Below are 20,046 nucleotides of genomic sequence, written 5' to 3'. Positions count from 1 at the left end.
AGGTTGGGCGGCGCAGTTATGGCGCCTTGATCGAAGCGGCTCTCGCGCGTTGGTCAAGGCGTTTTCATGCGCGGCTTAAACAAAACGGCCGCGTCTTTGGCAATAACATCCGGCGCGCCGCAAATCTTGGCCGCAATATGCGCGCCCAATAGAGGTGCAAACACAAATCCCCGCCCGCCGAGACCACTGAAAATATGAATATGCTCGGATAGTAGCCCCGCGATCGGCAGGGTGATAGGCGTCGTCACGCGTACAGAGGCGCGATGATCAACAATTTCGCCGCCCTGTCCACCGCGCGCGATATAATTATCTATATTCTCCTGATCTTCAGACGTTAAAATCGCAGCATTATCGCGGCTTTCATGCGGGGCGTGGGTCGCGCCCAGCCAGACCGCATCCTGACCCGGAATAGCGTAGCCGCCATATGTCGCGGCATTGTCCAATGCGGCACCGGTTTTAACTTGGGTAATTTGCCCGCGTTGAAAGCGCACATCCATATCCGGCAAAAGGTGACGCACGCCCTGCCCTGCGCAAATGACGACGTGATCGAAGCGCTCGGACTTGCCGTCTGCGAATTTTAAGTCCACGCCATCCTCTGTCGTGTGAATATTCAGCACTTGGGACTCATAATTTTCAAACTCTGACATCAAAGACTGCGTCAATGACGCGGGATCAATGACAAGAGCTTGCGGAAAATAGAGCGCGCCAAATCGCGCATCGAGGCTGTAATCGGGCGCGGCAATGAATTTCATATGCTCCATAGGAAGCTGTTGATTACCGGCCAGTTTTTCAAACCGCTTTCGCTCTTTATCTGACTTCGCGATATGATAGACGCCGTAGTCATTAATGAACTCTGCCGGGTAAGCCCTAACCGCGTAAAGATAGGCCGCATTGAAAAACCGCGACTCCGGGCGGTCTAAAATATCAAGGCGCGGCTTGACGATTGCCCTCGCATTGCCGCTTGCCGGGCTATCGCCTTTATCAGTGTAGATTACGGATTGCGCGCCATGTGCGCGCAAATGCAGCGCAGTCATAAGGCCCGCAATGCCCCCGCCAATAATAGCGACGCGCGGGGCGGTTTTAGGCGCAGGTGTCTCGCCCGCTTTCACCGCCTCCAGGCGCTCACGCTTACGGCCAAACCCGGGCTGTTTCGACACAGAAAATCCCGCATTCATCAGGCTTCGGCGCACATCACCCGCCACCGTAAATGTGCCGACACGGCACCCCGGCGCGGATAGGGCGTAGACTTTTTTGAGAACGTTCTGCGCCCACATATCCGGATTTTTGCTCGGCGTGAAGCCGTCCAGAAACCATGCATCCGTCGCAAAATCAATTTGCTCTAAGGCTTGTTCAACGAGGTCGTGGATAAGGATCAAACGCACATCGTCAAAATCCAAAACATGCACGCCTTTGACCCGGTCAGGCCATAAACCGTGAAGCCGCTTCACATCGGGAGAAAGCGTTTTCACATGCGCATAAGCTTTGCGCAATTCGGCCTTAGACAGCGGGAAGCCCTCAACCGCGATATAAGTCAGCCGCGCCGTGTCAGACGGGCGATGCGCCTGCCACATCTCGATTGTCGCCAAAAAGTTCAGCCCTGTGCCAAACCCAAGCTCGGCTATGGTAAAATTGTCGCGCCCTGCCCATCGCTCCGGCAAGCCGCATCCGCGCAGATAAACATCGCGGCATTCTTCCAGACCGCCATCGACTGAGAAATATATATCATCAAAGGTCGTGCTGGCGAGCGTGCCGCTACGCGAAAAATCCAGCTGCGCAGGCGGCGTTGCGGTGAGCGGGACAAGCTCCGGCATTATTTTTGGGCGGGCTTGCCCGCCTGTGTATCGGCGCCGAGCAAAACGGCGGCAAGCATACCGATGACGCCCATTGTAATGAACACATCTGCGGGATTAAAAATGAAATTAAATTTCAAGCTTGAAAAATCGATAAAATCGACGACAGCGCCATAGCGCACGCGGTCAATCACATTACCGATAGAGCCGGCCAGAATGAGCGCAAATGACAGACTGCTCAGCCGATCTTTGGTCTTAACCAAAAGCCACGCCAACAGGATTGAGACGATAATCGCAAAAGCCGCGAGGCCCCATCGTTTAAACTCATTCGCGCCGCCCAGCATGCCCCAGCTAATCCCGTAATTACATGATAGATTCAAATCCATCAGGCCGGGCAGTTCATGCAAAGTATGCGGCGCATTAGGCCGCGCGCAAAGATCAACGGGAACGCCGTAGGTTTTATTGAAAAAATCGAGCACTTTCCATTTTAGAAACTGATCAATCGCGATGCCCAGCGCGGGAATAAGCCCCAGATAAATCCAGAGCTGTCCGGCCTTGCGCGGCGCTTCAATAAAGCGTCGCCATTTGGTATCTTTAGTCGCCATTATGATGCATCCCATTGCTGAACGGCAACCGCGTCACGCGGCGTAATATCCGCGCCGTTTTCGGCTTTGAAATATTTCCAGCTGCGCGGGCATTTCGTGTAGGCCGCGTTTTCAGATAAAGTTTTAACCTGAAGGAAAATACCAGAATTGTCTTGTGGTACAAACATGCAGTGACTTACAATTAAGTAGTCAGCCACGGAGTCCGTTGGATTACTCGGATCTGTGTACCAACTATTTTCATCTAGTCTTAAATCGTCGGCAATTTCTGTTACAGGCGCAAAAACCGAAATAATAGCTTCTAGACTGGATTTAATTGTTCCATCTTTACGCATGGGTTCAATTTGTTCATTTGCCAAATCCCGTAAGTTTCGCATACTTTTAATATTTTCTGCCAAAACCGCGTCATGCCAGCTGTCCGGCGTATCGGGGAATTGCTCCATATGCACGCTGCCATCCTCGCTAGGGAAGCGCTGCTGCCAGACTTCTTCCATAGTGAAGCACAATATGGGCGAGAGCCATAAAGTCAGACGCTCGAAAATATAGCTCATAACTGTGCGGCAAGCGCGGCGGCGCGTGCTGCCCAGCGGGTCGCAATACAGCGCGTCTTTGCGAATATCGAAATAAAACGCCGACAGATCGACCGTACAGAAATTAAACAATGTGCTGAAAATCTTTTTATAATCGTGATTTTCTACGCCGTCTTTCACCACAGCGTCCAGTTCATGCAGGCGGTGTAAAACCCAGCGCTCCAGCGCGGGCATATCGACGATATCAATCGCGTCAGCCTCAGAATATCCGTCCAGCGCGCCGATCATATAGCGCAAAGTATTGCGCAGTTTACGGTAGGCGTCCGTGCTGGTCTGGATGATTTCTTTGCCGATTTTCACTTCTTCGGTAAAGTCGGACGACGCCGCCCAGAGGCGCACAATTTCCGCGCCATATTGTTTATTTAAATCTTCAGGGCTGATCGTATTGCCCAGAGATTTGGACATTTTATAGCCCTTTTCATCGACGACAAATCCGTGGGTCAGCACGCCTTTATACGGGGCCTCGCCATAAACCGCGCAGCTTTCCAGCAGCGAGCTTTGGAACCAACCGCGATGTTGGTCGCTGCCTTCAAGATAGAGATCAGCGCGGTCGGGCAAATCATCACGTTCTTTCAAACAGAACGCATGAGTACAGCCACTATCAAACCAGACATCGAGAATATCGGTGACTTTCGTCCATCCTCCGCTATCGTCGCCCATCAGATCGGCAATATCGGCGTCAAACCAACCGTCGACGCCATGCTCATTCACAGCCGCGAGGATGCGGGCGTTGATTGCGTCCGCGTCGGGAAGATCGGTATGCAGGCGCCCGTCTTCGTGAACGATCAACGTAATCGGCACGCCCCATGAGCGCTGCCGTGAGATCAACCAATCAGGACGATCCGCCACCATTGTGCCAATGCGGTTACGCCCGCGCTCCGGCCAGAATTTTGTCTTGGCAATCTCGGCTTTGGCTTTCTCGCGCAGCCCGCCCCTACCATCGTGATCTGCGGTCATAGAGATAAACCATTGCGGCGTGGCGCGGCGGATTACAGGCGCTTTGGAGCGCCAGCTATGGGCGTCGCGCAAGGTCATAATCCCGCGCGACAGCAGATTACCGCATTCGACAAGCGCTTTAAGAACTTCGGCGTTGGCTTTACCGTCTTGGCCGCGTTTTTTACCGCTTGTGCGGATAACATCGAGGCCTTCAAAGCGGCTCGGCATCACATCGGTATAACAGCCTGAATCGTCCATTGTATTGGGAACGCTGGCATCAATACCGCGCGCCTCCAGCCTATCTTTATTAGCAAACCAGACCATATAGTCATCCTCACCGTGGCTCGGAGCGGTGTGGACAAAGCCCGTACCCGCTTCGGCAGTAACATGGTCGCCGACAAGCATTGGTATGGCGAAATCGAATTTACCGTCTGCACCTTCCATATTTTTGAGCGGGTGGTCGAGATCTGCATGCTTTAGAAGTTCAGACGAAACATCCGAAAGTCTTGTAAACTCTGTTATATGAGCTGCCTTAGCCACGTTGTCCCAAAGCTTATCAGCCACAATCAATTTGTCGCCGACAGTTTGACCAAGGGGGAAGCCAGGGTCACCAAGAGCTTCTATTTTATAAAGCCCGTATGAAATACTAGGTGAGAAACAAACGGCTCGGTTTGCAGGAATAGTCCACGGTGTGGTTGTCCAAATAACGACACTTACATCCTTAATATATGTGTCTTCAAAGTCTTGATCGGCAGTGTCGATAGCCTCACTTTCTGACCACTGCACGCGATGCATCGTTTCCAGTTCAGGCGCAGGTGCGGTTTTGTCAGAATAAGACACGCCCAATGTGAAAGCACAGACCGGAAAGCGCACATAAATCTGCGTGGCGCGGCGGTCGTGATATTCTACCTCGGCTTCGGCGAGCGCCGTTTGCTCAACGGGTGACCACATGACGGGTTTATAGCCGCGATAAAGCTGTCCGGTTTTGGCAATTTTTAAAAGCTCGTCACAGATGCGCGCCTCGCTCTCAAAGCGCATCGTTAAATACGGATTATCCCAATCGCCGATGACGCCAAGACGTTTAAATTCGGCCTTTTGAACGTCGACCCATTTGGCCGCATATTCGCGGCATCGCGCGCGAAATTCGCTAGCCGGGACATCGTCTTTGGCGCGGCCCTTACCGCGAAATTCCTCTTCGACTTTCCATTCAATCGGCAGGCCGTGACAATCCCAGCCCGGCACATAATTGGCGTCAAAGCCGCTCATTTGATGGGCGCGCACGACCATATCTTTGAGCACTTTATTCATCGCCGTGCCCATATGGATATGACCATTGGCATAGGGCGGGCCGTCATGCAGCGTATAAGGGGTGCGGCCTTTGGCGTCCTCGCGCAGCTTGTGATACAGACCAATCCGCTCCCAACGCTCCAGCCATTCCGGCTCTTTTTTGGGCAGCCCGGCGCGCATCGGAAAGTCAGTTTGGGGAAGAAACAGGGTCTCGCGGTAATCGCGACCTGTTTGGGCATCAGTGCTCATATGTCATCTCTGGAAATAGGGTGGTCGGTGTTCGAATTACAGCAAATTGGCATTATCCCGGCCCGCGATAATATCTAGCGGGACGGGCTGATAATTCGAATTATGGGTATCAATTTGACCATGGACGCGGGCTAACATGGGAGCGGGGTTAAGTCGAGAGGGTTGGGTGTTAGGGAATGCCCCCATCGACCCGCGCTTTGCGCGGCCCACTTCCCCCGTAAACAGGGGAAGATTAACAGTTCTTGGCGCGGAAACCTTCTCCCGCTTGCGGGGGAAGTACCCGAACGCAGTGAGGGGGATGGGGGCACTTCAACTCCGCCAGCGCAACACCCTCGCTTTGACCGGATTGACGAAATCCCGGCCCTCTTCGCGGCTCTTGGCCCATTCGCGTTTAATAGCGTGATACCATTTCGCCTGTGTGTCCGCGTCATCGACCAGCATCAGGCGCGGATCATGTTTGAGGCCCATTTGTTGCAAATCCACCATATTGGCATCTTGACGTAAAAACGCCGCCGCAAACCGGGCCACGACAGGGCGCAGCCACTTTATCAAGCCGATATCGGTGAAAAAGACCTGTGTGATTTGCGTGTGGCTCTCGTCAATGGGCGTCACGGCGGTGAAGGACAAAAGCTGTTTCTTGCCCACGCGAACATGCTCGGTGCGTATTCCGGGCAGGCGAAATGTGATCTCTGTCTCGGGTTTTCCGCCAAGAATTTTATAGGCAAAACTGTTCGATGACGGACTGTGGCGCGCCATGGCAAAACCCAGCTCGCGCGGCTCAAACGCTTTGGCCTTTTCATGCATGGATTTTTCAGACCGCCACCACCACTGGCTATGCACATAGGGGCCGTGGGCGGGATCCATCAATCCGATTACGGCGTGATCGACATGACAATTCAGGAGCACCCCGTCGCGCATGACGGGCTTTAGCTCTGCGAGCGCAAAATATGGCGGCTGCACGGCGGGCGGCGCGGTGGATTTGGGATCGGCGGCGATATACACCCAAACCAAATGACCTTGTTCTCGCGCCGGATAGCTGCGCACGCCAATGCGCTCAACGTCCATATCCTGATCACTGCACAGCGCCGGAATTTCGGTGCATTTCCCGTCATCCGCGTCAAAGCGCCAGCCGTGATAAGGACACTCAACCGTGTCGCCCTTCATCTGTCCGGCCGAGAGCGGCGCAGCGCGGTGCGGGCAAATATCACGCAAGGCAAATACGCTTCCGTCACGTTTACGGCCCAATGTTATCGGCTGCCCCGCAATTTCAATACGGATAAGCTGCCCCGTTTTAATGTCTCCGGACAAGGTGGCGAAATACCAGATATCAAATGCAAAATCATTCATAGCACCGCTTTAGGGTCTATCCCGCACAGGGGCAATCCCGTAAGCAAGACCCATGACACAGCCTGTGCAAACACACGTAAAAATTTGCGGCTTAACCCGCGCTGAAGATATCGAGGCCGCCATTAGCGCGGGGGCGTCATATCTCGGCTTTATCGTCGAAGCGGCAAGCCCCAGACGGCTTAGCGTGACAGACGCGGCCCGCTTATCACGGCCCGCTAAAAGCGCGGCGCAAACCGTGGCCGTAACCGTAGACGCCGATGATGACCTGATCGGCGATATCGCGGCCATTATGCAGCCGGATTATATCCAGCTTCACGGTAACGAGACGCCGGAGCGCGCAGCTAAGGTCGCAAAACTCTCCGGCGCAAAAATCATCAAGGCCGTAAAAATTCGTAATAAAGCGGATTTCAAACAGGCCGAGACATTTTCCGGCATTGTCGATTTTATTCTCTATGACGCCGCCCCGCCCGTAGGCAGCACCGTACAGGGCGGACATGGCGCGGCTTTTGACTGGACTATGATTACCGGCAATCCCATGCCAAAAATCTGGGCGCTTGCGGGCGGCATAAACCCCGATAACGCGGCCTCGGCGGTCGCAACCGGCGCAGTAATTTTAGACGTAAGCTCTGGTGTTGAGAAGGCCGCTGGCATAAAAGACGCCGCGAAAATCAAGGCTCTAATGAAGGCAGTCTCGCCATGAATAAATTCGATAATATGACCTATCCCGATGAGCGCGGGCGCTTTGGTGAATTTGGCGGGCGGTATGTCGCCGAGACCTTAATGCCGCCGATTTTGGAGCTGGAGCAGGCTTATAATGAGGCCAAAGTCGACCCGGCTTTCATCGCCGAGCTTGATGATTTTCTCGCTCATTATGTCGGTCGCCCCAGCCCGCTTTATTTCGCAGAACGTCTGACGGAGCATGCGGGCGGCGCAAAAATCTACTTTAAACGCGACGAGCTTAACCACACGGGCGCGCACAAAATCAACAATTGTATGGGCCAAATTCTGCTGGCGCGGCGTATGGGCAAAACCCGCATCATCGCGGAGACCGGCGCGGGCCAGCACGGCGTCGCCACCGCGACCGTCGCGGCGCGGTTTGGCCTGAAATGCATCGTCTATATGGGCGCAACGGATATTGTGCGCCAAAAACCCAATGTGTTTCGTATGCGTCTCTTAGGGGCCGAAGTGCGCGCTGTGCATAGCGGGACTGCGACATTAAAAGACGCGATGAATGAAGCCCTTCGCGACTGGGTTACCAATGTCGGCGACACATTTTACTGTATCGGCACAGTGGCGGGCCCGCATCCCTACCCCGCTATGGTGCGCGATTTCCAAGCCATTATTGGCCGCGAAGCCAAAGCGCAAATTCTGGACCGCGAAGGCCGCCTGCCTGACGCGGCGGTCGCCTGTATTGGCGGCGGATCAAACGCGATGGGGCTTTTCCATGACTTTGTTCCGGACGCATCCGTGCGCCTGATCGGGGTCGAAGCGGCCGGGCGCGGCGTCGATAGCGGGCTGCACGCGGCCTCGCTGACGGGCGGCTCGCCGGGCGTGCTGCACGGTAACCGCACCTATTTATTACAAGACGAGCACGGCCAGATCGCTGACGCGCATTCTATATCTGCGGGTCTAGACTATCCCGGCATCGGGCCGGAACATGCCTGGCTGCACGATATTGGCCGCGCCGAATATGTAAGTGCCACAGACGAGGAAGCGCTGCACTGGTTCCAAGAATGCGCGCGCCTTGAAGGTATATTGCCAGCATTGGAGCCCAGCCACGCCATTCCGCGCACCGTCGATCTCGCCAAAGAATTAGGCAAAGACGGACTTATCATCATGAATATGTGCGGCCGCGGCGACAAAGACGTCTTCACCATCGCCGAAGCGCTCGGCGAAGATATCGCGGCAGGGACAGACGGCGAGAATACGAAGGCTTATTAAGTAGGTATAGGTGAAACTGAAAAGTATTATAGAGATTACTTCTGCCTAACTGATCCAAACTCTCTAAATTCCTCTATATGTTTTTTGGAGAATTTTTTTGCCTCAGCTTTATTAAAGCCCCTTTTTCGAAATCTCTTTTCAAAATATTTGTGGAGATGATTTTCCCAACGACTTTTTAACGGCTGAGCAGGAATTTCAACAAGGATGCTGGGGGCGTCAATGTTAGTGCTCTTTCCCAGCAGCAGATTTGAGCCTTGTAGATATGCACATCTCGTGCGCATTATATGGTCAGCGCTAAGTGCATGCGACTTCATTGAAAAGGGTATAGTAAATTCGACCTTAGCGGGTTTAGAGGCCTCAATAAGTAGATATGCGGCACCTTTATTAGACATGAACCACTGTGTATTTGCATCTCCACTCATGTCTGGAGTGTGTGCTTGAATGTATTTAAGAACACTTGGATATTTCTGCAAATCTAGAACTAAGTTAGCCACCATTTTACCATCAGCTACATTTGGCATGCTAACCAGACCAACGTTCATTAACGGAACAATATTTTTTAGCCTAACTTTTTTTCTCATCGTTCTTTAATCTCATTGGTAAAATTACGATTGGTTCAACCTTCTTGCCAAGTTTTGCCGCATCCATGATTTCTATTTCGTAAGTCAGGTTTTTCAAGTCATTATAGATATTAACTGTCGTGGAGAATGTGAACCATCCAGACACACTCTCCATCGGTGTTAAACTTACAGGGGTATTAAAGTCGTCGGTTCTTGAATTCACATTGTCTAGAACAAGCTCGCCTTCGTCTCCTGAGTATCCAATATAACTAATTTTTAATTGCGCACCGAGAATTGAATTGTGCGATCTTGACGTGTTTGTAATCATTATTCTGAATGACCAACAGTAATTTGCGTTATCATATTGTTCTTCTTCTGAAGAAAATCTTGTTCCTGTCTCATAATATACCTCAAGCGCCGGCATATGAGATTTCCGATCTTGCCGCCGTAATTTATAATTTAGAAACGAAAATAAAAGTGCTACTAAAGAGATGCATATCGCAAATGCAGAAGCAGTACGGTCAAGGTCAATTGAATTTAAATAATCTATAAATACTAATTTCAAAACGCTCGAACCCATCCTAAAGCATAGGTTAAATGTCACAAGAAAAGCATATTAGCAATGACCCAACGCCTTAACGCTACTTTCTCTAAAACCTCCACCGTCTTTGTCGCTTATATTATGGGCGGGGATCCTGACCGCGTAGCCAGTCAGCGCGTGATGAACGCCCTGCCCGCCTATGGCGTGGATATTATCGAGCTGGGCATTCCGTTCACCGACCCGATGGCGGACGGCCCCGTAATTGAAGAGGCGGGCATTCGCGCGCGCAAGTCCGGCACGACGCTGAAAACGATATTAGATATGGCGGCCGATTTTCGCCGCACGAATAGCGATACTCCCATCATCCTGATGGGATATTTTAATCCTATCCACCAAATGGGCGAAGCGGAATTTGCCAAGGCGGCCCACAAGGCCGGCGTAGACGGCGCGATTATTGTTGACCTCCCGCCCGAGGAAGACGCGCCATTGCGCAAGGCGTTTGAGCCTCATGATTTGGCGCTAATCCGCCTTGCCACGCCGACAACCGATGCGGCGCGCCTTCCCGACGTTGTGCGCGGCACGAAGGGTTTTGTTTATTATGTTTCTATGACGGGCGTGACGGGCACGGCGCTATCGGGTGACGGTAGCGGCGATATTAGCGCGCAAGTCGCCGCCGTGCGTAAAGCGTCCGGCCTGCCAGTTGTCGTCGGCTTTGGCGTAAAAACGCCGGAGCGCGCGGCGCAAATCGGCACAATCGCGGACGGCGTTGTCGTCGGCACGGCCATCGTCAAAGCCCTGCACGAGCAAGGCGAGGAAGAGGCTCTAGCCTTGGTCAAATCCCTCGCGGACGGCGCGCACAGCGCTTAGCGGTTATCTCGCCCGGGCGGCGGGACATTACCTCTTGGCGGTCGCCCTTGCACTTGACTGGAATCACACACCGCGCCGGAATCCTCCAACGTGCAGCCCGTTTGTCCGCTATGACAGCCGATAATTGCGTTTTCACCCGGCGCATTCACGTGGTAATGATAGCCGATACCGTCAACCTCATGGCCCCGGCATTGGTCTAAATCCGTAGGCTCAACGCCGCCGGATAGATATCGCGCAAATAGGCCATAGCCGTCCATGGCGAGACCGATTTGCGAACCGTGGCCCCCTGCACCGGGCACTTCGGTCAGGCAATCCATCACCGCATGAATGTGATAGCCCGCATTCAAATTCACATGACCGCCGCAATCATCAAATGGCGCCACAGTATGCGCAGCTAAAATGGCATCAGTTGGCGCAGAGGCGTCCAGCCGCGCGCCGCTAAAGGCGACGCCGACCCCGCCATGATCAACACGCGGCGCAATGTTTAAGGCGGGCACGGGGTGAAGCGGAATAACATAAGTCGGGCTTAGGCCTTCATCCAGATACGATATCTGACATTCAACGCAGTGGTTTTGATATTGCGGGTCGACATCGGGGCGCGCCGCCGCTGCGCAGGAAATCTTGCTATCTGTGATATTAATCTTGCCTGTTGCCGGGTCAAACATTTGCCAATCAGAATCATCGTAAAATGTCGACATATTTTGGATAAACGCCCCATCGGCGTCATAGACTTTGCCGCCCTCCAGCCAGATACCCGACACATCCGGGCCGTCACTGATATTGCGCGGACACCACGGGCCGATAGTGAAACTCTCCGGCGCTGGCTTTAACGTGATCGACAAACATTTCGCCGTCGCGCCGCCGGATAATGTGCAGTCCACAATTTTAGGATCGGCGGCTAAGCTGTCACGGTCAAAATACTGCGCGGCGTTCTGTGCTGACAGAATTGCTTGCGGCGATATCTCTGCGGCGTCCTCTGAAGGGTCATTACCCGGGGCGCCGCATGCCGCCATAAAAAAACATGCTACGCCGGTTAAATATAAGGCTTTCATCTGTCTCTCACGTAAGGTTTATCCATAATAGACGGTCTACACGTTAAACCTGTCACAGAGAATGAAATAATATTTAGGGGTGGTTATTACCGCTTAATTTTAGTGGTGATGGCCACCGGGGCCGTGAGCGTGACCATGGGCCAGCTCGTCCGGTGTCGGCATACGTTTTTCAGTCACGTCAACATCGAAATGTAGCTCTTTGCCCGCCATGGGGTGATTGCCGTCAATGTGAATATTGTCGTCTTTAATCGCCGTGACGGTAAAGACGGGCGCCTGCGGCTCTTGATTGATTTTAAATTGCTGCCCGACGTGAAGCTGCGCGCCTTCGGGGAATTGCTCGCGTTTGACGGTCAGTTTCATATCCTCTTGGACGGGGCCATAAGCATTCTCGGGCGCAATAACGACCGTCTGTTTCTCTCCCTTTTTCATTTTCATCAGCTCTTTTTCCAGTCCCGGAATGATCTGCTGCGCGCCGGTCATGACCAACATAGGCGGCTGCCCTTCAGAGCTGTCCAGCACAGCGCCGTCTTTATCTTTGAGCGTATAATGAAATCCGATTATATTTTGCATAAGGCGACCTTGTGTCTTTGACTTGGTGTAGGGTTTTTAAATCAACACCGCGCCTAGCGGATATTGTCTATCGCGTCAAAGACCGCTTCGCGCAGGAGGGATAAGCGGGAGAGAAAAAACGCCTAAAGCGCTTCAAGGTGGTACCAGAAGATTGAAATTGATGAAGCCATGTCTCTACATTCCGGTCTGCTTTGATCAGGCAATTCTAAAATCTTGAAAATTTGCGAATTTTATGCTATTAGCCGTGCCAAAATATGGGGGCGGTATGGCAGATACACTTTCTTGGCCCAAAAAATCACGTGAGCTTTGCAATCATCATTTTGACTCCACGATTTGGAATGATCTAAAGATTCGCGATGACGACATTATCATCTCGACCTATGGAAAGTCCGGGACGACCTGGACACAGCAGATGATTGCTCAAATGATTTTCGGGGGAGATCCGGATTTGTCTGTTGCTGAAATGTCGCCATGGGTCGATCTTCGCGTGCCGCCAAAGGCCGTCAAACTTCCCGAGATCGAAGCCCAAAAACACCGGCGCTTTATGAAAACTCATCTGCCCGTGGACGCGCTAAAATTTTCACCTCAAGCAAAATATATCTATATTGGACGAGATGGACGCGATGTAGTCTGGAGCCTCTATAATCATCATTCAAATGCTAATAACGTTTGGTATGACGCTCTGAACAATACACCCGGCCGTATCGGACCGCCGATTGATCCTCCACCCGAAGATATTCGTGAATATTGGCACGATTGGATGGACAAGGACGGCTATCCGTTCTGGTCGTTCTGGGACAATGTGCGCAGCTGGTGGAATATCCGCAATTTGCCTAATGTGATGTTCCTGCATTTTAGCGATATGAAAAAGGACATGCCGCAAGCGATGCGCAGGATTGCAGATTTTTTATCTATCGAGATTAACGAGAGCCGTTGGGACAGAATCGTCGAATATTGTAGCTTTGAATGGATGAAGGAAAACGCCATGAAAAGCGTTCCACTCGGCGGCGCATTCTGGGACGCCGGGGCAAAGGTCTTCATCAACAAGGGCATAAATGGCCGGTGGAAAGACGTTCTCACAGACGACGAAAACGCCGCCTATGAAAATAAAATGATTGAAGAACTTGGCGAGGACGCGGCGCTTTGGTTGAAACATGGCGGCCTTATTACGGCCTAGAGCGCTTTAATAATTTCTTCGACCATTTTCTTGGCATCGGACAAAAGCATCATCGTATTATCGGCGTAAAAGAGCGGATTATCGACGCCGGCATAACCCGATGACATAGAGCGTTTGACAAACAAAACTGTGCCCGCTTTTTCCACGTCCAGTATAGGCATGCCGAAGATTGGCGAGGCCGGATCGGTCTTGGCTGAGGGGTTGGTGACGTCATTGGCGCCGACCACGAAAGCGACTTCGGCGGTGGAAAATTCGCTGTTGATATCCTCAAGTTCGAAGACTTCGTCATAGGGGACATTGGCTTCCGCGAGCAGGACATTCATATGACCCGGCATACGGCCTGCAACCGGATGGATGGCGTATTTCACGTCCACGCCTTCAGCTTTGAGCGCATCCGCCATTTCGCGAGTGGCGTGCTGCGCCTGCGCGACGGCGAGGCCGTAGCCCGGCACGATGATGACTTTCGAGGCGTTTTTCATGATGAAGGCCGCGTCTTCGGCGCTGCCGCGTTTAAACGGTTTTTGCTCACCGCCGCCCGCAGCAGCCTCGGACGCGACCGCGCCAAACCCGCCCAGAATGACTGACAGGAACCCACGGTTCATGCCTTTGCACATGATATAAGACAGGATTGCGCCGGAACTGCCGACCAATGCGCCGGTAATAATCAGCGCCAGATTACCCAGCGTGAAGCCGAGCGCCGCTGCCGCCCAGCCCGAATAGCTGTTCAGCATAGAGATGACGACGGGCATATCCGCGCCGCCAATCGGCACGATCAGCGTCACGCCCAATATCAAAGTTAGCGCGATAATGACGATAAAGACGGGGGCAGATGCTCCCCCGCTGGCCATGGTCATGCCGACGAGCACGGCGACGGCGAGCACGAGACCCAGATTAATAAAATGACGGCCCGGAAGCAGGATGGGCGAGCCGGACATATTCCCATTGAGTTTCAAAAACGCGATGATCGACCCGGTAAAGGTGATCGCGCCAATCGCTGCGCCGAGGGACAGCTCAAGCAGGCTGTAGCCTGCCACAAATCCGCGCTCGCCAATGCCGAAAGCTTCGGGCGAAAAGAAGGCCGCGCAGGCGACCAGCACGGCAGCCAGACCGACAAGACTGTGGAAAAAGGCAATCAGTTGCGGCATAGCCGTCATAGCGATGCGCTTGGCAATCACTGCGCCAATACCGCCGCCAATTATTAAGGCGCCGCCGACTTTGACGAGCGGGCCGCTGCCCAGCATGCCGAAATATAATAGGCTGGTTACAATGGCGATGCCGATCCCGACCATACCGTAAGTATTGCCGCGCCGCGACGTCTCCGGTGAGCTAAGCCCGCGCAGCGCCATGATGAACAGGACGCCCGAGACGATATAGGCCATAGCGGCCACATTTGGAGAAAGGGTCATCCTACTTCTCTTTCTTTTTATACATGGCGAGCATGCGCTGGGTCACCAGAAAGCCGCCGAAAATATTGACCGCACAAAGCGCCGTTGCGACAAATCCGAAGCCGTCAGCAATACCGAAGCCCATGCCTAATTTATTCGCGCTAATCGCGGCCAGCGCGCCAACGATAATGACGGAGGAAATGGCATTGGTCACAGCCATTAGCGGCGTGTGCAATGCGGGCGTGACTGACCAGACCACATAATAGCCAACAAATATGGCGAGGATGAAAATCGCAAATAGATAGATGATCGGCGTCGCGCCTGTCGCGCTCGCCATTAACGGTAACATCATACTCATGATTTTTCTCCTGTCAGGCGCTCATGCACGACCGCGCCGCCATGTGTCAGTAGGCAGCCTATGATAATGTCGTCGTCATAATCGGGGCCGTATACCCCGCCTTCGGCTGTCAGCAGCGGCAAAAAGTTTTTAAGATTGCGCGCAAAGAGCGAGCTGGAATCGCCCGCCATGCGTGATGGCCAATTCAGATGCCCGACAATTTTGACGCCATTTTTCGTGGTCACAACTTCGCCCGGTTTTGCGCCCTGCACATTGCCGCCGCGTTCTACCGCGAGGTCAATGAGCACGCTGCCCGGCTTCATCGACGCGACCATCTCTTTGGTAATCAGCACGGGCGCAGCGCGTCCGGGGATCAGCGCCGTGGTGACGACGATGTCCTGTTTGGCCACATGGGTCGCGGTTAACTCGGCTTGCAGTTTTTGATACTCTGGACTCATTTGTTTGGCGTAGCCTCCCGCCGTTTCTGCGGCTTTAAATTCTTCATTCTCAACGGCCACAAATTTCGCGCCTAATGAGGCCACCTGCTCTTTGGCGGCGGGGCGCACGTCAGTTGCCGTTGTCACTGCGCCAAGGCGGCGGGCCGTGGCAATGGCCTGCAAACCGGCCACCCCTGCGCCCATTATAAACACTTTGGCCGGAGCGACCGTGCCGGCGGCCGTCATCATCATGGGAAAGGCGCGGCCATATTCGCTGCCCGCTTCAATCACGGCGCGGTATCCTGACAGATTAGATTGGCTGGACAGCACGTCCATGCTTTGCGCGCGTGAAATACGCGGGATATATTCCAGCGCGAATGCGTCGACGCCTGCGTCCGCGCAGGCTTTGACATATGCGGCGCTATCGGCCGGATTCATCAGACCACAAATACCGGCGCCTTTTTTCATACCGGCAACCAGTTTAGCATTGCCGCCAACCACTGACATAACCAGATCGGCTGTTTTGACAGCGGCTGTGTTCGTCGCGGCAATGGTTGCGCCCACAGCTTTATAATCGGCATCAGAGATGTTTGCGGCTTTGCCCGCCCCTTTTACAACAGCAACGCTGTGTCCGTCAGCAATGTAGGACTTCACACTGTCTAGAGAGGCGCTAACACGGGCTTCCGCGCCGCTTTGATCATTGAGGACAGCTATTTTCACGTCGAATCCAATTCTTATGGCAGTTTAGCGTTTTGGTTAGCGTTTAATTCCTGCGCAAGCCAATAAAAAAGCGGCCCCAAGGGACCGCTTTTTATCAAAATAGGACTTTTTTGGGTATTGATATGACCAATTCGCTCTAAACGCTGTGAAAACGGCTATAAATTAGAGCAATGCACCGATCGCGGCGACGATCACAGCAAAAATCGCAAAAAAGAAGAGAATAGCATACCACCGCAAGCTCATTTTCAGCACTAGGCCGTAAATCACGCCGACAATAAATGTTGCGATCAATGAGGGGAGAAAAGCAAATTTTGCGGCAAAAATTAAGGTCGCCATCAAAACAATTATCACAAGCAGGCCGGTGGCCCATATAGAGACAGCAACAAAACCGCCAAAAGTTCCCTTATGATCCTCAACGATCATATTACCGCGTTTATAGTCAGATTGCGCCATAGCGCCCTCCTGTAAGAGTCAATTTGGCCCGCCTTAGCATGGGACATCTATTGCGCCAAGACGCGCTGGAAAATTTTGCTGTTTCGCAACCGATTGGGGCCTCTCAACACCATGTTAACCTTGCCTCTGAAGGGAAAATTTACGCCAAGCGCCTATGAGACGTGCAGATTTGACGCGCGCCATAAGAGCCGCGCCCTAATAATAAGGTATCGGGATGTCCAAAACAGTCTTAATTGTCGATGACGACCCGACGCAGCGCAGATTGCTCCAAGCGGTCATTGAAAAAAGCGGATTTAAAACACTTCAAGCCGAGAGCGGGGACGCGGCGCTGGATAAAATCGCCGGCGCCAATGGCGGCTTTATAGATGTCGTCATGCTCGATCTGATCATGCCCGGTCTCGGCGGCATGGATACTTTGGCCGAGCTGCAGAAAATACGGCCCGAGCTTCCGGTAATTGTCCTGACAGGCCGGGGCAGCATCGACGCCGTTGTTGCGGCGATGCAAGCAGGGGCGCGCGATTTCGTCGTTAAACCCGCCAGTCCTGAACGCCTGATCGTCTCTATCCGCAATGCGCTGGAAATCAACACGCTGTCCACCGAAGTCAAACGCCTCAATAAAACCAGCCAGAACACGCTCACCTTTGACGATTTGATCGGCAGTGCCCCGTCTATGCGCAGCGTAGTCGCTATGGGCGAGCGCGGGGCCAAAGCCAATATTCCGATCCTTATCACAGGTGAGTCCGGTGTTGGTAAAGAAGTCGTTGCGCGCGCTATACAGGGCGCTTCAGAGCGCTCCGGCGGGCCGTTTATTACGGTTAATTGCGGGGCTATTCCTGAAAATCTGGTCGAGAGTATTTTATTCGGTCACGAAAAAGGCAGCTTTACAGGCGCCAATGCTAAGCATTTCGGTAAATTCCAGGAAGCCAATGGCGGTACATTATTCCTCGATGAAGTTGGGGAGCTGCCTCTGGATATGCAAGTCAAATTGCTGCGTGTCCTGCAGGAAGGCGAAGTGGACCCTATCGGATCTAAACGCCCGGTCAAAGTTGATGTGCGCATTATCAGCGCGACAAACCGGGATCTATCCGTTCAAGTTAAAGAAGGCCGGTTCCGCGAAGATCTGTTTTACCGCCTTAATGTATTTCCAATCGACGTGCCGCCATTGCGTGAGCGCCGCGAAGATGTTGCGGCCCTTTTAGAGCATTTCGTCAAACGTTTTAATGCACAGGAAAACCGCAGCGTGCGCGGCGCATCACCTGAAACGCTTACAATGCTGCGCGGGTTTGGCTGGCCGGGAAATGTAAGGCAGCTCGAAAACGCGATATTCCGCGCCGTGATTTTATCTGACGGCCATATGCTAAAGCCCGAAGACTTCCCGCAAATCAGCGGTTTGACACCGATCATACCGCGCGCCGAAACCCAAGCTATAACGCCGGAAACTGATATCGAAACGTCAGACGACACATTTGAAATACTGGACCGTAACGGGCATTTGCGTAGCCTTGAGGACATTGAACGTGATCTCATCCAATTCGCTATAGAAACCTATTCCGGCCATATGAGCGAAGTCGCCCGCCGCCTCGGCATTGGCCGCTCCACGCTGTACCGCAAAGTGCGCGAACACGGCATGGACGTCGAAAGCAAACGTGGGACGGGTTAGGGTTCAATCGCAGTGTCTTGCAGCGTGCAAAGATCGGCAACGCCTTTGGTGCCCAGACGCGTGAGTTCTGCCATTTGATCAGCGGTGAAGGGCTCGTCTTCGGCGGTGGCCTGAACTTCGATAATGCCGCCCGTATTTGTCAGCACGAAATTGCAATCGGCCTGCGCGGCGCTATCTTCAACATATTCAAGATCCAGACGGCAGGTCCCGTCCACAATCCCGCAAGAGACAGCGGCCATTTTCGCAAAAATAGGCGACTCAGCGATTAAGCCCTGCTCGACCAATTTATTTATCGCTATCGACAGCGCGACATAAGCGCCGGTGATTGATGCAGTGCGCGTGCCGCCATCAGCCTGCATCACGTCACAATCCAGAATGACCTGGCGCTCACCGAGCTTTTCCAGATCGACCACGGCGCGAAGGCTGCGCCCGATTAAGCGCTGAATCTCAACCGTGCGGCCACCCTGTTTGCCGCGCGCGGCTTCACGCGAATTACGTGAATGCGTCGCGCGGGGCAACATGCCATATTCCGCCGTGACCCAGCCCTTGCCTTTGCCCTTCATCCAGCGCGGAACGTTTTCGTCAACGCTGGCCGTGCACAGTACATGGGTATTGCCCATTTTGATCAGGCACGAGCCTTCGGCATAAGGCGAAACGTGGGGGGTAATTTCGGCGGGGCGCAAGGCATCCAGCGCGCGGTCATTGGGACGCATAATTTTCTCCATGAGTTCAGGACGTCATCGCGCGTGTACACAATTTAATCAAGGTGAACCGTATGTGAGCGCAGTATTCGGCTTGCGCTCAGGCGCGGCCCTTATAGTGTCAGATTATATTCACTCTTAATGGGGTAAACAGCCGCCATGAAAAAACACATTCTAATCACCGCAGCGATGAGCGCCCTATTGGGCGGCGCGGCCATGATCGCCAGCGCCCAAACCGCGCCAACGACGCCTGCGCAAACCACAGCGCAAATTCCGGCCTTCACCCATCCGCAAAGCCTGCAGCAAGATCTGGCCCGTCTGGATCTCGCGCTGAACAATACCGGCACGCTAACCGGTGATTTCGTGCAATATAACCAAAATGGTAGCCAGGCCAGCGGCACAATTGCGCTGCAACGTCCGGGTAAAATCCGCTTTGAATATGCCCCACCCGCGAACCTGCTCATCGTCTCGGATGGCAGCTTTATCACGCAGCAAAATACAAAATTGGGCACGTCAGACCGCATCCCGCTGGGCGCAACGCCGCTGGGTGCGTTTTTAAAAACGGATATGAACCTGGCCCGCGACACCAAAGTCTTGGCGTTGCAAAAATTTCAAGATCGCACCGCCGTGACCATTGCCGATAAAGACGGCAAACAGGCGGGGCAAATGACCTTGGTCTTTAACGAGCCGAATTTAGCTCTTAAAGAATGGGTTGTCGTCGATGAATTTGGCCAGACGACACGCGTTGTCCTGTCCAATCTGCGCTATAATGAAGACTTAAACCCGCGCCTGTTTATCGTGCGCAATTCACGCGTCGGTAGCGGCGGACGACGGCGCTAACACG

19 protein-coding genes are annotated in these 20,046 nt (G+C 53.3%); 6 read left to right on the top strand and 13 right to left on the bottom strand.

Annotated features, from left to right (window positions below):
* Positions 1-53 precede the first annotated feature (53 nt).
* The 4 genes from mnmD to H142_RS0107800 form a co-directional block, all read right to left on the bottom strand.
* On the bottom strand, positions 54-1,811 hold the full coding sequence (gene mnmD, locus H142_RS0107820; RefSeq protein WP_017931563.1) for a tRNA (5-methylaminomethyl-2-thiouridine)(34)-methyltransferase MnmD: 1,758 nt from the start codon (positions 1,809-1,811) through the stop codon (positions 54-56).
* Entirely contained in the window at positions 1,811-2,395 is a 585-nt protein-coding gene (lspA, locus tag H142_RS16280) for a signal peptidase II (RefSeq protein WP_017931562.1), read from the bottom strand. The genes mnmD and lspA overlap by 1 nt, the downstream gene beginning before the upstream one ends.
* Entirely contained in the window at positions 2,395-5,454 is a 3,060-nt protein-coding gene (gene ileS / locus H142_RS0107810) for an isoleucine--tRNA ligase (RefSeq protein WP_017931561.1), read from the bottom strand. The genes lspA and ileS overlap by 1 nt, the downstream gene beginning before the upstream one ends.
* A 309-nt stretch (positions 5,455-5,763) precedes the next feature.
* Positions 5,764-6,801: an aromatic ring-hydroxylating oxygenase subunit alpha gene (locus H142_RS0107800; RefSeq protein ID WP_017931559.1), complete on the bottom strand. Its 1,038-nt coding sequence runs from the start codon at positions 6,799-6,801 to the stop codon at positions 5,764-5,766.
* A gap of 52 nt (positions 6,802-6,853) precedes the next feature.
* On the opposite strand from H142_RS0107800, the gene H142_RS0107795 reads away from it, so the two are divergent.
* Together H142_RS0107795 and trpB are read left to right on the top strand one after the other, a co-directional pair.
* Entirely contained in the window at positions 6,854-7,501 is a 648-nt protein-coding gene (locus tag H142_RS0107795) for a phosphoribosylanthranilate isomerase (RefSeq protein WP_017931558.1), read from the top strand.
* Positions 7,498-8,742: a tryptophan synthase subunit beta gene (trpB, locus tag H142_RS0107790; protein ID WP_017931557.1), complete on the top strand. Its 1,245-nt coding sequence runs from the start codon at positions 7,498-7,500 to the stop codon at positions 8,740-8,742. Before H142_RS0107795 ends, trpB begins: the two co-directional genes overlap by 4 nt.
* Before the next feature lie 35 nt (positions 8,743-8,777).
* Here trpB and H142_RS0107785 read toward each other — a convergent pair whose 3' ends face one another.
* Together H142_RS0107785 and H142_RS0107780 are read right to left on the bottom strand one after the other, a co-directional pair.
* Positions 8,778-9,323 carry a hypothetical protein gene (locus H142_RS0107785; protein ID WP_156811956.1) on the bottom strand — a complete coding sequence of 182 codons (546 nt, stop codon included), beginning with the start codon at positions 9,321-9,323 and terminating at the stop codon, positions 8,778-8,780.
* Entirely contained in the window at positions 9,307-9,867 is a 561-nt protein-coding gene (locus tag H142_RS0107780) for a hypothetical protein (RefSeq protein WP_156811955.1), read from the bottom strand. Before H142_RS0107780 ends, H142_RS0107785 begins: the two co-directional genes overlap by 17 nt.
* Before the next feature lie 57 nt (positions 9,868-9,924).
* On the opposite strand from H142_RS0107780, the gene trpA reads away from it, so the two are divergent.
* Entirely contained in the window at positions 9,925-10,710 is a 786-nt protein-coding gene (gene trpA, locus H142_RS0107775) for a tryptophan synthase subunit alpha (protein WP_017931554.1), read from the top strand.
* Here the strand turns inward: trpA and H142_RS14895 are convergent.
* Together H142_RS14895 and H142_RS0107765 are read right to left on the bottom strand one after the other, a co-directional pair.
* A complete protein-coding gene (locus H142_RS14895) occupies positions 10,707-11,762 on the bottom strand; it encodes a YHYH protein (RefSeq protein ID WP_017931553.1) in 1,056 nt (351 codons plus the stop codon). The genes trpA and H142_RS14895 overlap by 4 nt on opposite strands.
* 99 nt (positions 11,763-11,861) lie before the next feature.
* Positions 11,862-12,332: an FKBP-type peptidyl-prolyl cis-trans isomerase gene (locus tag H142_RS0107765; RefSeq protein WP_017931552.1), complete on the bottom strand. Its 471-nt coding sequence runs from the start codon at positions 12,330-12,332 to the stop codon at positions 11,862-11,864.
* A 265-nt stretch (positions 12,333-12,597) separates the two neighbouring features.
* On the opposite strand from H142_RS0107765, the gene H142_RS0107760 reads away from it, so the two are divergent.
* Positions 12,598-13,509: a sulfotransferase domain-containing protein gene (locus H142_RS0107760; protein ID WP_026147886.1), complete on the top strand. Its 912-nt coding sequence runs from the start codon at positions 12,598-12,600 to the stop codon at positions 13,507-13,509.
* On the opposite strand, the gene H142_RS0107755 is transcribed toward H142_RS0107760, so the two are convergent.
* The 4 genes from H142_RS0107755 to H142_RS14890 form a co-directional block, all read right to left on the bottom strand.
* A complete protein-coding gene (locus tag H142_RS0107755) occupies positions 13,506-14,915 on the bottom strand; it encodes an NAD(P)(+) transhydrogenase (Re/Si-specific) subunit beta (protein WP_017931550.1) in 1,410 nt (469 codons plus the stop codon). The genes H142_RS0107760 and H142_RS0107755 overlap by 4 nt on opposite strands.
* Before the next feature lies 1 nt (position 14,916).
* Positions 14,917-15,252 (bottom strand): proton-translocating transhydrogenase family protein, encoded by a 336-nt coding sequence (locus H142_RS0107750; protein WP_017931549.1) that lies wholly within the window; start codon positions 15,250-15,252, stop codon positions 14,917-14,919.
* Positions 15,249-16,388 (bottom strand): Re/Si-specific NAD(P)(+) transhydrogenase subunit alpha, encoded by a 1,140-nt coding sequence (locus H142_RS0107745; protein ID WP_017931548.1) that lies wholly within the window; start codon positions 16,386-16,388, stop codon positions 15,249-15,251. Before H142_RS0107745 ends, H142_RS0107750 begins: the two co-directional genes overlap by 4 nt.
* Positions 16,389-16,550: 162 nt before the next feature.
* Positions 16,551-16,841, bottom strand: coding sequence for an aa3-type cytochrome c oxidase subunit IV (locus H142_RS14890; RefSeq protein WP_017931547.1), 291 nt, complete (start codon positions 16,839-16,841; stop codon positions 16,551-16,553).
* Positions 16,842-17,055: 214 nt separating this feature from the next.
* Between H142_RS14890 and H142_RS0107730 the strand changes: the two genes are divergently transcribed.
* Complete coding sequence (locus tag H142_RS0107730) at positions 17,056-18,501, top strand: sigma-54-dependent transcriptional regulator (protein WP_017931545.1); 1,446 nt, start codon at positions 17,056-17,058, stop codon at positions 18,499-18,501.
* Here the strand turns inward: H142_RS0107730 and rph are convergent.
* Positions 18,498-19,214, bottom strand: coding sequence for a ribonuclease PH (gene rph / locus H142_RS0107725; RefSeq protein WP_026147885.1), 717 nt, complete (start codon positions 19,212-19,214; stop codon positions 18,498-18,500). The genes H142_RS0107730 and rph overlap by 4 nt on opposite strands.
* 147 nt (positions 19,215-19,361) lie before the next feature.
* Here rph and H142_RS14885 point away from each other — a divergent pair, with 147 nt between their 5' ends.
* Positions 19,362-20,042 (top strand): LolA family protein, encoded by a 681-nt coding sequence (locus H142_RS14885; RefSeq protein WP_017931543.1) that lies wholly within the window; start codon positions 19,362-19,364, stop codon positions 20,040-20,042.
* Positions 20,043-20,046 lie beyond the last annotated feature (4 nt).

Source organism: Robiginitomaculum antarcticum DSM 21748 (genome assembly GCF_000365025.1).
Lineage (GTDB): Bacteria > Pseudomonadota > Alphaproteobacteria > Caulobacterales > Maricaulaceae > Robiginitomaculum > Robiginitomaculum antarcticum.
This window is presented reverse-complemented; position numbering and strand designations above follow the sequence as displayed.

Bases quoted from the DNA above. Each gene is read 5' to 3' on its own strand.
- mnmD (WP_017931563.1), bottom strand. From the start codon at position 1,811: ATGCCGGAGCTTGTCCCGCTCACCGCAACGCCGCCTGCGCAGCTGGAT.
- lspA (WP_017931562.1), bottom strand. From the start codon at position 2,395: ATGGCGACTAAAGATACCAAATGGCGACGCTTTATTGAAGCGCCGCGC.
- ileS (WP_017931561.1), bottom strand. From the start codon at position 5,454: ATGAGCACTGATGCCCAAACAGGTCGCGATTACCGCGAGACCCTGTTT.
- H142_RS0107800 (WP_017931559.1), bottom strand. From the start codon at position 6,801: ATGAATGATTTTGCATTTGATATCTGGTATTTCGCCACCTTGTCCGGA.
- H142_RS0107795 (WP_017931558.1), top strand. From the start codon at position 6,854: ATGACACAGCCTGTGCAAACACACGTAAAAATTTGCGGCTTAACCCGC.
- trpB (WP_017931557.1), top strand. From the start codon at position 7,498: ATGAATAAATTCGATAATATGACCTATCCCGATGAGCGCGGGCGCTTT.
- H142_RS0107785 (WP_156811956.1), bottom strand. From the start codon at position 9,323: ATGAGAAAAAAAGTTAGGCTAAAAAATATTGTTCCGTTAATGAACGTT.
- trpA (WP_017931554.1), top strand. From the start codon at position 9,925: ATGACCCAACGCCTTAACGCTACTTTCTCTAAAACCTCCACCGTCTTT.
- H142_RS14895 (WP_017931553.1), bottom strand. From the start codon at position 11,762: ATGAAAGCCTTATATTTAACCGGCGTAGCATGTTTTTTTATGGCGGCA.
- H142_RS0107765 (WP_017931552.1), bottom strand. From the start codon at position 12,332: ATGCAAAATATAATCGGATTTCATTATACGCTCAAAGATAAAGACGGC.
- H142_RS0107760 (WP_026147886.1), top strand. From the start codon at position 12,598: ATGGCAGATACACTTTCTTGGCCCAAAAAATCACGTGAGCTTTGCAAT.
- H142_RS0107755 (WP_017931550.1), bottom strand. From the start codon at position 14,915: ATGACCCTTTCTCCAAATGTGGCCGCTATGGCCTATATCGTCTCGGGC.
- H142_RS0107750 (WP_017931549.1), bottom strand. From the start codon at position 15,252: ATGAGTATGATGTTACCGTTAATGGCGAGCGCGACAGGCGCGACGCCG.
- H142_RS14890 (WP_017931547.1), bottom strand. From the start codon at position 16,841: ATGGCGCAATCTGACTATAAACGCGGTAATATGATCGTTGAGGATCAT.
- H142_RS0107730 (WP_017931545.1), top strand. From the start codon at position 17,056: ATGTCCAAAACAGTCTTAATTGTCGATGACGACCCGACGCAGCGCAGA.
- rph (WP_026147885.1), bottom strand. From the start codon at position 19,214: ATGCGTCCCAATGACCGCGCGCTGGATGCCTTGCGCCCCGCCGAAATT.
- H142_RS14885 (WP_017931543.1), top strand. From the start codon at position 19,362: ATGAAAAAACACATTCTAATCACCGCAGCGATGAGCGCCCTATTGGGC.